Below are 12,970 nucleotides of genomic sequence, written 5' to 3' on the forward strand. Positions count from 1 at the left end.
GAATAAACTGCCGAAAAAAAAGCAAAAGTCAGAAATTTGTAAAATTAAATATTCACTAAAAATTAAAAATAGTTTAAATTCTAAAATAGAAACAACTATACAGAAAAGACCATGAATAGTAAAGAAGTTGATTTACACAAGGCTTTGAAAAAGTACTTTGGATTTAATAATTTTAAAGGTTTACAAGAAGATGTTATTACAAGTATCATTCAAGGAAGTGATACTTTTGTTATTATGCCTACCGGAGGGGGAAAATCTTTATGTTATCAGTTACCGGCATTAGTAAAAGATGGAACTGCTATAGTAGTTTCACCATTAATTGCCTTGATGAAAAATCAGGTTGATGCCATACGAGGAATTTCAGACAACAAAGGAATAGCGCATGTATTAAATTCTTCGTTAAATAAAACTGAAGTAGCGCAAGTGAAAAGTGATATTGAAAATGGGATTACTAAATTATTATACGTTGCCCCAGAATCACTTATAAAAGAGGAATATATAGATTTTTTAAAATCTCAAAACATTTCATTTGTAGCCATTGATGAAGCGCATTGTATTTCAGAATGGGGACATGATTTTAGACCAGAATATCGTAATTTAAGAGCTATTATTGAAAAGATTGATAATGTTCCTTTAATTGGACTTACTGCTACAGCTACCCAAAAAGTACAAGATGATATTATAAAAACGCTGGGAATGTCTAATGCTAAAACATTTAAAGCATCATTTAACAGACCCAATTTATTTTATGATGTACGTCCTAAAACAAAAAACATTGAAGGAGATATTATTAGGTTTATTAGACAGCATACCGGTAAATCTGGAATTATCTATTGTTTAAGTCGTAAAAAAGTTGAAGAGATTGCTCAATTATTACAAGTAAATGGCATAAAAGCAGTGCCTTATCATGCGGGTTTAGATGCCAAAACAAGAGCCAAGCATCAAGATATGTTTTTAATGGAAGATGTAGATGTGGTAGTAGCTACCATTGCTTTTGGTATGGGAATAGACAAGCCAGATGTGCGTTTTGTAATTCATCATGACATTCCTAAAAGTTTGGAAAGTTATTACCAAGAAACAGGTAGAGCAGGACGTGATGGTGGTGAAGGGTATTGTTTGGCGTATTATGCTTATAAAGACATTGAAAAATTAGAAAAATTCTTATCTGGAAAACCTATAGCTGAACAAGAAATAGGAAACGCTTTGCTACAAGAAGTGGTGGGTTATGCAGAAACCTCCATGTCTCGAAGAAAATATTTGCTTCATTATTTTGGAGAAGATTTTGATGAAGTAAATGGTTTAGGTGCTGAGATGGATGATAATGTTAAAAACCCTAAGAAAAAACATGAAGCCAAGGATGAACTTAAAAAATTATTAGAGGTAGTTCGTGATACCAATCAAAAATACAAAGCTAAAGAATTGGTAAATACTTTAATAGGAAAGGTAAATGCACTTTTAAAATCGCATAAAACAGATACACAACCATTTTTTGGTTCTGGAAAAAACCATGAAGGTTTTTATTGGATGGCTTTAATTAGACAAGCACTAGTAGCTGGTTATATTAGAAAAGAAATTGAACAATACGGAGTTGTTAAAATAACGGACAAAGGATTGGATTATATTAAAAATCCAGTTTCATTTTTAATGACCGAAGATCATCAATATGAAGAAGATGATACTACAAATGTTGTTACTAATGAAAAAGGAGGAGGAGCCGCTGCCGATGAAACTTTAGTTAAGTTATTAAAAGATTTACAGAAATCTGTTGCTAAAAAACATGGAGTACCTCCATACGCAGTTTTTCAAGAAATGTCTTTAGAAGATATGGCTTTAAAATATCCAATTACCATGGATGAACTCAAGAATATTTATGGTGTGGGTGAGGGAAAAGCTAGTAAATTTGGAAAGCCTTTTATTCAGCTGATTTCTAAATACGTTGAAGAAAACGATGTAATGAGACCTGATGATTTTGTAGTTAAAAGTACGGGTGTAAATTCTGGACTTAAGCTATTTATTATTCAAAATACAGATCGTAAAATTCCATTGCAAGATATCGCTAAATCTAAAGGTTTAACATTTAGTGAATTAATTGAAGAAATGCAACGCATTGTGTATAGTGGTACTAAAATTAATATTGATTATTGTATAGATGAATTGTTAGATGAAGATCAACAAGAAGAAATTTTTGAGTATTTTATGGAATCTGAAAATGATAGAATTCAAGATGCTTTAGATGAATTTGATGGGGAATATGATGATGAAGAACTTCGTTTAATGAGAATTAAGTTCATTAGTCAAGTAGCAAATTAAAATTGAATTTATTATTTGCATAGAATTATGAGTTATAGCTAATATTCTACAGAGTTTAATTCATTAATTCACTATTTTTTTAGCAATTTTAAAATTAAGTTTTAAATTTTATAAAATATACCAAGCCCTTTATTTTGAGGGCTTTTTTAGTGTTCCTATATAGAATTAATGGTAAATTTACGCATTTTTAAAAATTAATTTAACTTAGAATGAGCGCTCTAAAATCAATAAAACAATCAAATTTTTTACAACAAAGACGCTATGAAGCTATCCTGTTTTTAGCAGTATTTTTTGGAATATTTGGATACATAGGCACCACAATGGGTGTAACAAATATGCTCAATACAATTATGAACACTGCATGGGATTTATTAATGAACACCGTGTTTTATATTATGGGAATTACGGTATTGTCTGGAGCATTAGGGAAACTATTAATTGAATTTGGAGTTGTGCGTTTGCTTGAAATAATTTTAGCACCATTAATGAGACCTTTATTTAATTTACCAGGCGTAGCTTCATTGGCAGGGGTGTTAACTTTTTTATCGGATAATCCAGCCATTATAAGTTTATCTAACGATAAAAGTTTTAATAAATATTTTAAAAAAGTTGAATTAATTTCACTAACAAATTTTGGAACAGCCTTTGGAATGGGGTTGATAGTGATTACCTTTATGTCTACTTTAAAGATACCAGGTAATACTGAAAATTTATTTTTAGCAGCCATGATTGGTCTTTTTGGAGCCATCACAGGAGCTATTATTTCTACTAGGTTAATGCAATTTTTAATTAAAAATAAAATTGGTCAAACTTCAACTGATGAAACAGTTGAGTTAGATGAAACAATCAGTTTTAAATCTGAAGGAGGTGTATTTATAAGATTTTTAAATTCAATTTTAGATGGAGGAAAATCAGGAGTTAATCTAGGACTAGCAATTATACCAGGCGTGTTGATAATTTCTACCATGGTAATGATGCTTACTTTTGGAGTTAAAGATGCCGCAATTGGCTACCAAGGTCTTGCGTATGAGGGAGTACCATTACTACCTGAACTAGCTGGTAAAATTTGGTGGCTTTTTGAAGGGTTATTTGGATTTGAAAGTCCTGAATTAATAGCATTTCCAATAACCTCATTAGGTGCTGTTGGAGCTTCTCTATCTTTAGTAAAAGCATTTATAGCAGATGGGATTGTAACAGGAGATACTATCGCTGTATTTACTGCAATGGGAATGTGTTGGAGTGGTTACTTAAGCACCCATACAGCAATGTTAGATACTTTGAAATTTAGAGAGCTAACTTCAAAAGCACTTTTATCACACACCATTGGTGGTATTTTTGCAGGGGTAGTTGCTCATTATTGTTATACTGCAGTTTACTATTTTATTTAATTATGCCAAATATGCCACAAGCATTCCTATAATAATTGAAATAAATTTGAGTAAATTAAATTTGTGGTCTTTAGATGTTTCAAATAAAATAATAGTTGAAATATGTAAGAAAATTCCAATAATTATAGCTGTAATTTCAGTTTTATAAGTAATTAATAATGAAATATTTTCTCCAGCCAAACTACCTAATGGAGACATCAATGAAAAGGCCAGTAAAAAAAGTACGGCTTTATTTTTAGCAATTCCAGATTTGACAAAGAAAGTTCCTAAAATAATTGCTATTGGAACTTTATGTACTACAATGGCCCATAGTAAATGTTCATGATGGTGGTTATGTGCTAAAGGAATACCTTCCATAAAAGCGTGTAAGCAAATGCTTACAAATAAAGCCCAAGGAAAGGTCATATTTTCTTGAATGTGAATATGACCATGTTCAGCACCTTTTGAAAAGAAATCTAAGATTAACTGTAATAATAAGCCTAATAGAATATAAAGTCCTACATTGACATTGCCAATATTGTAAACTTCAGGAAATAAATGAAGAATAGTAATTGAAAGTAAATAGGCTCCACTAAAAGCCAATAAAAGTTGTACTGTTTTTGCGCTAGGTTTTAAGCCAAAAACAATACTAATTCCTATTAAAACCGATAAAATTAATGCGATATATGTCATTCTAAAACTAAAATTAAGCGATCAGAAGTTTCTTCATTGAAATTTGTTAATTGGTAATCTCCAAAGGTATGTTTAATTTTAAAATTTACAGAATTGAGATAGGTATTTATTTTTGTTAAATCTAAATTTTTAACTTTTTCAAAATAGGTGTGCTGCTTTCCATCAGCTATAAAATTAATTTCCTTAACAATAAAATTATTTTCAACATAACGAGTAATATTGAAAGTAATACCTTCAATAGTTTGACTTTCTTGAGGAATTAAATTGGCAATTACCTTTTTCGAGTTCATAAAATCGATGATAGCAACACCATTATTTTTTAACCCGTTTTTTATATTTTTTAATACGGTAATGTCTTCGTTATCATCTTCAAAAAAACCAAAACTTGTAAACAAGTTTAAGATAGCATCATATGTTCTAGTGAAAGGATTGCGCATGTCATGTTCAATAAATTTCAAACTTTCATTTTCAAACTTTTTGGCTTGTTGTATGCTATTTTTAGATAAATCGGCGCCTATAACATCAAATCCCAGTGAGTTAAGATAAATGGAGTGTCTACCTTTTCCACAAGCCAAATCTAACACTAAATCACCTTTTTTTAGATTTAAATAGTTTACTAAGTTTTGCATAAATTCCTGAGCTTCGGAATCATTTCTATGTTTATATAAAATGTGGTAATAGCTAGTGTTGAACCACGAAGCAAACCATTCTTTGTTTTTCGTCATAATTAAATAAATAGCTACAAAAATAAGGAATTGAATGAATTGATTGAGGTTTTGAAGCGTTGTTTATAAGATAAATTTTCAATTATAGGGTATTTAATAAGCTATCATTTTAAATTTAAGTACTTTTGCACCAAAGTAAAATTGAAGAAATGAGTCATAATTTTAAGATGGTTGCCACAACGATATTTGGGTTAGAAGAAGTTTTAGCTACTGAATTGAGAAATTTAGGTGCGCAACATGTAGAAATTGGAATTAGAAACGTTTCATTTTCTGGAGATAAAGGTTTTATGTATAAGGCTAATATGGCATTGCGTACTGCCATTAGAATTTTAAAACCTATCAAACGTTTTAAAGTTTTTGATGAAGATGATTTGTATAAAAAAATACAACAAATAGATTGGGAACGTATTATGAATGTAGATAGCACCTTTGCAATTGGTGCTGTAGTGAATTCTAAAAATTTTACTACCAATTCACATTATATTTCTTTAAAATCTAAAGATGCCATAGCAGATTATTTTAGACATAAATACCATAAAAGACCTAATGTAGATGTAAAACACCCTGATGTTAAAATACATGTGCATATTCAAAAAGATTTATGCAGCGTTTCTTTAGATAGTTCAGGAGATTCTTTACACAAGCGAGGGTATAGAAACTTAACCAATATTGCACCTATTAATGAAGTGTTGGCAGCAGGATTAGTGTTGCTATCAGGTTACACAGGAGATTGTAACTTTATAGATCCGATGTGTGGTTCAGGAACTATTTTAATTGAAGCTGCAATGATTGCAAATAACATTCCTGCCAATATTAATAGGAAAGAATTTGGTTTTGAAAAATGGAGTGATTATGACGAAGATTTATTTTTTACAATCCAAGATTCTTTGTTGAAAAAAATTAGAAGTTGTCATTTTAAAATTATGGGCTTTGATAAAGCACCATCAGCGGTTAGAAAAGCTAAGAAAAATATTGAAAATGCCAATTTAACTGATTTTGTTGGTGTACATCATGTTAATTTTTTCAATTCTGTAAAAGAAGTATTTGGTCCAACAACTATTTTATTTAATCCTCCATATGGAGAACGCTTAGATATAGATATTCAAGAGTTTTATAAAAAAATAGGAGACACTTTAAAAAATGGATATCCTGATTCTACGGTGTGGTTTATTACCTCTAATTTAGAAGGGTTAAAATATGTTGGTTTAAGAACTTCTAAAAAAATACCTTTAAAAAATGGTGATTTAGATTGTCGTTTTGTACGTTATGATATGTATGAAGGAAGTAGAAAAACAAAAAAAGCTTCACAATAATGTGAAGCTTTAATTTTAACTAACAATTCAATTAGTTATCCTCTTCTTTTTCTTGTATTATCTGATCTTTGTTCTCTTTTAACAGCGTCTCTTTTTTTATTTACAGCTGTACCTTTTCTATTTTTTACGGTTACAGATTTTCTAGTTTTAACTGTTTTATCTCCAGTTTGTTTTTGTTTAACGGTATTTCTTCTTTCTACTACTCTTTTAGGGGTTTTATCAGTTTTTATACGTCTATCTATTTTTGTTGGAGCATTAGCTTTTGAACGTTTTTCAACAGTATATGCTCTATTAGTTTGACTTCGAGTAGCTGTATTATTTCTCTTATAATTTTTAGCTGTTTTTTTTCCTGTAGAACGATTTATTGAATTATTGCGAGTGTTTTTATTTCTATAAACTTGATCATTAGTTCTAGTATTTTTTCTTTCAACTTTTGCTATGTTATCACTTCTTCTTTTAGGAATATTTGTTGTAGCTACACGTTGTCTAGTATTGTAAGTGTCACGTTTTTTATAAGAGTATCTATTGTTGTATTTATTGTAATATTTATTTCTTGAATGATCTCTATAATATTTATGTCGTATAGGTTTGTAATGTGTTCTATAAGGTTTATAACTTACAATTCTAAAATCAAATAAAGGTCTAGAAAAATAATCATGGTATGGATGATACACATAATGTCTGTTGTATCTATTAATGTAACCCGAATAGTTTACATAGTGTCCATAGCGATCATAGTGTACATATAACCTACCTAATCTAACGAGTCTACCATAATTGTAATCAATATCGATGTTTCCGATTTGAGTAACACGACCGTAATAATCGTAATAAATTGGAATATTTTCAATTTGAATGATGGCTCCATAATTATCATACTGTACATAGGCATCATAGTTGTAACCAGAGTTGAAACTTATATTTACACCGTTTCCTTGATAGCCAAAGCTAACTCCTCTTCTAGGGTTGATGTAAAAATCAAATTCACCATTTTGAAAAACAGCAAATGTTACACCACTTTCTACAAAAGTAAATGAATCTCCGTAGTTATTGTAATAAGGATTTAAAGTAGTCGTATTTTTAGTTGTTGTTGAAGCAATTGCACCAAAACTTACCAATACAAATGTTGCGAATATTAATAATTTGTTTTTCATAATTGGGAATTTTAAATGTTAATACTAAAATTTGTTGGTTAGCATTATACAAACTCAACAATACAAACAACGTGCCAAAAAAATAAAAATAGACGTATGCAATTGTATATCAGATATTTAAATAAATTTAATGGAATTTATGGAATTTAACGTTGTTTAAAATTTCAAATAATTAATTTTGTGTGAATCAATTTTAATAAACAAAAAAGTATATTATTCATTATATAAGTGTCATATTGCCCATTCCTTTGCAAAAGTTATTTACTTATAAAATAACAGTTGCAGAAGTTTCTTTTTTAAAAAAAGGGATGCGTGTGGCAGTAGAATTTGGAAAGTCTAAAATTTACACAGCTTTAGTTTATAAGATTCATACAGAAGCACCTGTAGGGTATGAAGCCAAAGATATTTATCAAATTTTAGATGAAATACCTATTGTTAATGAAACCCAAATAACGCATTGGGAATGGATTGCCAACTATTATATGTGTTCTTTAGGTGAAGTATTTAGAGCAGCTTTACCATCTGCTTTTTTATTAGAAAGTGAAACCGCTATTTTATTGCAGCAAGGTTTTATTGATGAAAAATCACTTACAAATGAAGAGTTTTTAGTATTTGAAGCGTTGCAACATCAGCCGCAGTTATCCATTCACCAAATTATTCAAATTCTAGATAAAAAAAAGGTGTTTCCAATCATTAAACAATTGATTGAAAAAAAGGTAATTGTTGTTAAGGAGCAAATTTATGAACAATATAAGCCTAAGTTGGTTAAATATATTCAACTTACAAAAGAGTGGGAAGCTGCCGATAAACTTTTAGAACTATTAAACGAATTAGGAAGAGCAAAAAAACAGCGCGATGTTATTTTAACTTATTTTCAATTAAAAGCGCAAAAAAAACCAATAAAAGCATCTGAACTTCAAGAGCAATCAAATGGTTCTACAGCAGTTATAAAATCTTTAATAGATAAACATATTTTATCTTATTATTATATTCAAAAAGACCGAATCACTTTTAATGGTAAATCTTCTGAAATAAAAGAACTAACCATTCATCAACAAAAGGCATTTGAAGCAATTGAATCAACTTTTAAAACCAAACAAGTTGCTTTATTAAAAGGGGTAACAAGTAGCGGTAAAACAGAAATATATGTTAAATTAATTAAACAATTACTTGAAAATAATAAGCAGGTATTATTTTTATTACCAGAAATTGCTTTAACTACGCAGCTTATAGAACGATTGCAACATTATTTTGGAGAATACTTATCTGTTTTTCATTCCAAATATTCAATGAATGAGAGGGTAGAAGTTTGGAATAATGTTTTAGAAAGTAAAGCAAAAGCGCAATTAATTTTAGGAGCACGTTCGAGTTTATTTTTACCTTTTTCAAATTTAGGGTTGATTATTGTTGACGAAGAGCATGAGCCTTCTTTCAAACAATATGATCCAGCTCCAAGATATCATGCAAGAGATGCTGCTATTGTTTTAGCGCATCAACACAAAGCAAAAGTAATATTGGGTTCTGCCACCCCAAGTATTGAATCGTATTACAATGCAACGCAACAAAAATATGGATTAGTTACACTTGATAGACGCTATGGTGATGTTTTATTGCCTGAAATTGAATTGGTGGATATCAAAGAAAAATATAGAAAAAAAAGAATGACGGGTCATTTTTCTGATAGATTGTTAGAAATGATTTCTGAAGCTTTAAATGAAAAAGAACAAGTAATTTTATTTCAAAACAGACGTGGTTTTGCACCTGTAGTGGAGTGTGAAACTTGTGGCGTTTCTCCACAGTGTCCACAATGTGATGTTAGTTTGACTTTCCATAGTTTTAGAAAAGAGTTGCGTTGTCATTATTGCGGTTATAGGCAAACAATGCCTCATAATTGTGGTGCGTGTGGGAGTGAAAAGTTAAACACCAAAGGATTTGGAACTGAGCAAATAGAGTTGGAGCTACACCAACTTTTTCCTGACGCCAATATAGGTAGAATGGATTTAGATACTACAAGAGGAAAATATGGTTATCAAAAAATATTAGGACAATTTCAAGCTCAAGAAATTGATATTTTAGTAGGGACTCAAATGCTTTCAAAAGGCTTAGATTTTGCAAATGTATCGTTAGTTGGAATTATGAATGCTGATACCATGTTGAACTTTCCAGATTTTAGAGCACACGAACGCAGCTATCAACTTATGGTTCAAGTGGCAGGTAGGGCAGGACGTGCAAACAAAAGAGGAAAAGTGGCTATTCAAACATTTAATCCGTATCATCAAATTTTGCAACAAGTTTCTACCAACGCATATGCAGAAATGTATAAAGAACAATTGGATGAGCGTTGGCAATACCATTACCCTCCTTTTTACAGAATTATAAAAATTGCACTAAGGCATAAAGATTTTAATAGAGTTGAAGAAGGTGCTCATTGGTTAGGAAAGTCGTTAACAGGTATTTTTAAGGAGCAGGTTTTAGGACCAACAACTCCAGCAATTTCAAAAATCAGAAATTACTACATACGACATATTATAGTTAAAATTCCTCAAAATCAACATTTAGAACTCACAAAAAAAAATATAATACGAGTAAAAAATGCCTTTCAAGCCATTAAAGAATTTCGTTCCATAAAATTAAATATTGATGTTGATAATTATTAAATTTTATATGAAAATTTTAAATAAAATTTGGAAGGATGTCATAAAGGAAATTCAAAATAAGATTTTAAATCAAAATTTATTGTCAATTAAGTAAATAACAGTATATTTGCAGCCTTAAAAGTAAAACTTAAATATTTAATTATGAATCATTACGAAACTGTTTTCATTTTGAATCCCGTTTTATCTGACACTCAGATAAAGGAAACAGTAAAGAAGTTTGAAGACTATCTTGTTTCTAAAGGTGCCGAAATGATCGCTAAAGAAGATTGGGGGCTTAAAAAATTAGCTTACACAATCCAAAACAAAAAAAGTGGTTTTTACCACTTATTCGAATACAAAGTTGCTGGAGAAGTAATTGCACCATTCGAACTTGAATTTAGAAGAGATGATAGCGTTATGCGTTATTTAACTGTGAAGTTAGATAAACATGCTATTGCTTGGGCTGAAAAGAGAAGAGAAAGAAATAAAGCAACTAAAAAATAAGAGTTATGTCTATAGAACAACAAGCAAAAGGAGGAAAATCAGGTGATGTTCGTTACCTAACTCCATTAGATATTGACACTAAACAAGTAAAAAAATACTGTCGTTTTAAAAAGAACGGTATCAAATATATCGATTATAAAGATGCTGATTTCTTATTGTACTTAGTGAACGAACAAGGTAAAATTTTACCTCGTCGTTTAACAGGAACATCATTAAAATTTCAACGTAAAGTGTCCGTTGCTATTAAAAGAGCACGTCACTTAGCTTTAATGCCATATGTTGGCGATATGTTAAAATAAAAGAGGAAGGAATTATGGAAATTATATTAAAACAAGACGTTGAAAACTTAGGTTTCATTAATGATATTGTCACTGTAAAAAATGGTTACGCTCGTAACTTTTTAATTCCTCAAGGATATGCAGTTTTAGCAACAAGTTCAGCTAAAAAAGTATTGGCAGAGACCTTAAAACAACGAGCTTTTAAAGAAGAAAAATTAATTAAAGATGCTACTAAAATTGCAAATGCAATTAAAGAGTTAGAAATAAAAATTACTGCTAAAACTGGTGATGGAACTAAATTATTTGGTTCTGTAAGTAATGCAGATGTTGCAGAAGCATTAAAAGCTGCTGGTCAAGAAGTTGACAAAAAGTACATCAAAGTTGAAGGTGGTACTATTAAAAGACTAGGTAAATACAATGTAAGCATTAGATTGCATAGAGAAGTAATTTTTGAGTTACCTATTGAAGTTATTGCAGAAGCAAAGTAATTTACACTTTAAAGTTAATAAACATAAAAAAAAGCTCACTGTAAAGTGAGCTTTTTTTTATGTTTGAGTTAATCAATTTAAAAACTAAAGGTGTAATTAACAATGAAATTTCAACAGATTTGTATGGTGCAAATATAGTTGCAACGCCTGTGCTAATAGGTACTATTACAGGTACTATGATTTTAGTATGTGGAAGGTATTCTCGAGGAACACCAACGTCCCAACCTAAAAAACACATTTGTATATGACGCTAGTTTATTGTTGAGATGGCAAGTACAATTTGGATTGCGTTACAGTTTTTAAATTTTTAAAAAACACTATATTTGAACCGCTCAATTTGAGCGGTTTTTTATTAATTATGAAATATAGACAACTAACAAAAGAACAATTTTCGGCGCTACATAAAGAATTTGCTAAATTTTTAGCAACTCAGCAAATTGATGTTAAGGAGTGGGAGCAAATAAAAGCTGAAAAACCAAAAATGGCCGAAGAAGAATTAAATATTTTTAGTGATTTGGTATGGGAAGATGTGCTTACTAAAGTAGCATATTTAGATCATATATCATCAAACCACATCAATTTATTCAAGTGTTCTTCAAAAGAAATTATCAGAATTTTAATCAAATGGAATGATAAGAATAAAAGCTTTTTAAAAGTAAGTGATTTTGAGTGGTTTCAAAAAAATGCATTAGATGATAGTTTTGAATATTTTAAAGCTATAAAAACATACTCAAACGAAAGAAATTTAGAACTGTTTGATTTAATTGAAAAGGGAAGTGTTATTTCTAAAGGTGAACTGTTTTCGGTAATTAGCCCATTAATTGGCCAACAATAGCGGTTACACCGTCACTAGCATTTTTAGGAATAATGGTCAAGTTTGGAAAGTAATTTTTTTGAATTGTTGGTTTAGGGTCAATAAAATAGATGGGCGTATTATAGTTAATAAAATTGATTAAGCTAGCCGCTGGATATACTTGCATAGATGTACCAATAATGATTAAAATATCTGCAGAAGCAGTCATATTAATTGCATCATTTAATAGCGGAACCTCTTCTCCAAACCAAACTATATGAGGTCTTAACTGCGAATTTTCTTCACAAGTATCACCTAAACAAAGATCTTTTTTCCAATCGTAAATTAAAGTTGAGTTTTTAGTACTTCTTACTTTTAGTAATTCGCCATGCAAATGAAGAACTTTACTACTACCTGCACGTTCATGTAAGTCATCTACATTTTGAGTGATAATTTCAACCTTAAAATTACGTTCTAATTTTACTAACTCTTGATGTGCTTTGTTAGGTTTTGCTTGTAATAATTGAGCTCTTCGTTGGTTGTAAAAATCTAACACCAATTGTTTATTGGTGTTCCAACCTTTAGGTGATGCTACTTGCATAACATCATGACCTTCCCATAATCCGTTAGCATCTCTAAATGTTTTCAGTCCGCTTTCGGCACTCATTCCTGCACCAGTAAGCACTACAATTTTTTTCATATCTAATAT

At 30.1% G+C, this 12,970-nt stretch carries 13 protein-coding genes; 9 read left to right on the top strand and 4 right to left on the bottom strand.

The features are described 5' to 3' along the window. The first annotated feature begins 111 nt into the window (after positions 1 to 111). The gene (locus Q0714_RS01240; RefSeq protein ID WP_298262475.1) at positions 112 to 2,310 is read left to right on the top strand and encodes an ATP-dependent DNA helicase RecQ; all 2,199 of its coding nucleotides are present in this window, start codon (positions 112 to 114) and stop codon (positions 2,308 to 2,310) included. A gap of 209 nt (positions 2,311 to 2,519) precedes the next feature. Next, positions 2,520 to 3,698 carry a hypothetical protein gene (locus Q0714_RS01245; protein ID WP_298262476.1) on the top strand — a complete coding sequence of 393 codons (1,179 nt, stop codon included), beginning with the start codon at positions 2,520 to 2,522 and terminating at the stop codon, positions 3,696 to 3,698. Here the strand turns inward: Q0714_RS01245 and Q0714_RS01250 are convergent, their stop codons facing one another. Together Q0714_RS01250 and Q0714_RS01255 are read right to left on the bottom strand one after the other, a co-directional pair. Further along, positions 3,699 to 4,370, bottom strand: coding sequence for a ZIP family metal transporter (locus Q0714_RS01250; RefSeq protein ID WP_298262477.1), 672 nt, complete (start codon positions 4,368 to 4,370; stop codon positions 3,699 to 3,701). Continuing rightward, complete coding sequence (locus Q0714_RS01255) at positions 4,367 to 5,095, bottom strand: cyclopropane-fatty-acyl-phospholipid synthase family protein (RefSeq protein WP_298262478.1); 729 nt, start codon at positions 5,093 to 5,095, stop codon at positions 4,367 to 4,369. The genes Q0714_RS01250 and Q0714_RS01255 overlap by 4 nt, the downstream gene beginning before the upstream one ends. A 149-nt stretch (positions 5,096 to 5,244) precedes the next feature. Between Q0714_RS01255 and Q0714_RS01260 the strand changes: the two genes are divergently transcribed. After that, positions 5,245 to 6,408: a class I SAM-dependent RNA methyltransferase gene (locus Q0714_RS01260; RefSeq protein ID WP_298262479.1), complete on the top strand. Its 1,164-nt coding sequence runs from the start codon at positions 5,245 to 5,247 to the stop codon at positions 6,406 to 6,408. 35 nt (positions 6,409 to 6,443) lie between these two features. Here the strand turns inward: Q0714_RS01260 and Q0714_RS01265 are convergent, their stop codons facing one another. Then, positions 6,444 to 7,562, bottom strand: a complete 1,119-nt coding sequence (locus Q0714_RS01265; RefSeq protein ID WP_298262480.1) for a hypothetical protein — start codon at positions 7,560 to 7,562, stop codon at positions 6,444 to 6,446. 212 nt (positions 7,563 to 7,774) lie between these two features. On the opposite strand from Q0714_RS01265, the gene priA reads away from it, so the two are divergent. The 6 genes from priA to Q0714_RS01295 all read left to right on the top strand — a co-directional run bounded on the left by priA (position 7,775) and on the right by Q0714_RS01295 (position 12,303). Then, entirely contained in the window at positions 7,775 to 10,219 is a 2,445-nt protein-coding gene (gene priA / locus Q0714_RS01270; protein ID WP_298262602.1) for a primosomal protein N', read from the top strand. A 141-nt stretch (positions 10,220 to 10,360) separates the two neighbouring features. After that, positions 10,361 to 10,702 carry a 30S ribosomal protein S6 gene (gene rpsF, locus Q0714_RS01275; RefSeq protein ID WP_298262481.1) on the top strand — a complete coding sequence of 114 codons (342 nt, stop codon included), beginning with the start codon at positions 10,361 to 10,363 and terminating at the stop codon, positions 10,700 to 10,702. Between the two features lie 5 nt (positions 10,703 to 10,707). Further along, complete coding sequence (gene rpsR, locus Q0714_RS01280; protein WP_298262482.1) at positions 10,708 to 11,001, top strand: 30S ribosomal protein S18; 294 nt, start codon at positions 10,708 to 10,710, stop codon at positions 10,999 to 11,001. A gap of 14 nt (positions 11,002 to 11,015) precedes the next feature. Next, on the top strand, positions 11,016 to 11,468 hold the full coding sequence (rplI, locus tag Q0714_RS01285) for a 50S ribosomal protein L9 (protein ID WP_298262483.1): 453 nt from the start codon (positions 11,016 to 11,018) through the stop codon (positions 11,466 to 11,468). A 59-nt stretch (positions 11,469 to 11,527) separates the two neighbouring features. Next, the gene (locus Q0714_RS01290) at positions 11,528 to 11,716 is read left to right on the top strand and encodes a hypothetical protein (protein ID WP_298262484.1); all 189 of its coding nucleotides are present in this window, start codon (positions 11,528 to 11,530) and stop codon (positions 11,714 to 11,716) included. Between the two features lie 110 nt (positions 11,717 to 11,826). Further along, positions 11,827 to 12,303: a DUF6495 family protein gene (locus tag Q0714_RS01295; RefSeq protein WP_298262485.1), complete on the top strand. Its 477-nt coding sequence runs from the start codon at positions 11,827 to 11,829 to the stop codon at positions 12,301 to 12,303. Here Q0714_RS01295 and Q0714_RS01300 read toward each other — a convergent pair. Next, positions 12,278 to 12,961, bottom strand: a complete 684-nt coding sequence (locus tag Q0714_RS01300) for a Sir2 family NAD-dependent protein deacetylase (protein ID WP_298262486.1) — start codon at positions 12,959 to 12,961, stop codon at positions 12,278 to 12,280. The two genes, Q0714_RS01295 and Q0714_RS01300, sit on opposite strands and share 26 nt — an antisense overlap. Positions 12,962 to 12,970: the final 9 nt, after the last annotated feature.

The organism is uncultured Lutibacter sp., assembly GCF_947493565.1.
In the GTDB taxonomy this organism is placed as follows: domain Bacteria; phylum Bacteroidota; class Bacteroidia; order Flavobacteriales; family Flavobacteriaceae; genus Lutibacter; species Lutibacter aestuarii.

What these genes read in the sequence shown, in the direction of transcription:
- Q0714_RS01240 (WP_298262475.1), top strand. Translation starts at nt 112, where the DNA reads ATGAATAGTAAAGAAGTTGATTTACACAAGGCTTTGAAAAAGTACTTT.
- Q0714_RS01245 (WP_298262476.1), top strand. Translation starts at nt 2,520, where the DNA reads ATGAGCGCTCTAAAATCAATAAAACAATCAAATTTTTTACAACAAAGA.
- Q0714_RS01250 (WP_298262477.1), bottom strand. Translation starts at nt 4,370, where the DNA reads ATGACATATATCGCATTAATTTTATCGGTTTTAATAGGAATTAGTATT.
- Q0714_RS01255 (WP_298262478.1), bottom strand. Translation starts at nt 5,095, where the DNA reads ATGACGAAAAACAAAGAATGGTTTGCTTCGTGGTTCAACACTAGCTAT.
- Q0714_RS01260 (WP_298262479.1), top strand. Translation starts at nt 5,245, where the DNA reads ATGAGTCATAATTTTAAGATGGTTGCCACAACGATATTTGGGTTAGAA.
- Q0714_RS01265 (WP_298262480.1), bottom strand. Translation starts at nt 7,562, where the DNA reads ATGAAAAACAAATTATTAATATTCGCAACATTTGTATTGGTAAGTTTT.
- rpsF (WP_298262481.1), top strand. Translation starts at nt 10,361, where the DNA reads ATGAATCATTACGAAACTGTTTTCATTTTGAATCCCGTTTTATCTGAC.
- rpsR (WP_298262482.1), top strand. Translation starts at nt 10,708, where the DNA reads ATGTCTATAGAACAACAAGCAAAAGGAGGAAAATCAGGTGATGTTCGT.
- rplI (WP_298262483.1), top strand. Translation starts at nt 11,016, where the DNA reads ATGGAAATTATATTAAAACAAGACGTTGAAAACTTAGGTTTCATTAAT.
- Q0714_RS01290 (WP_298262484.1), top strand. Translation starts at nt 11,528, where the DNA reads ATGTTTGAGTTAATCAATTTAAAAACTAAAGGTGTAATTAACAATGAA.
- Q0714_RS01295 (WP_298262485.1), top strand. Translation starts at nt 11,827, where the DNA reads ATGAAATATAGACAACTAACAAAAGAACAATTTTCGGCGCTACATAAA.
- Q0714_RS01300 (WP_298262486.1), bottom strand. Translation starts at nt 12,961, where the DNA reads ATGAAAAAAATTGTAGTGCTTACTGGTGCAGGAATGAGTGCCGAAAGC.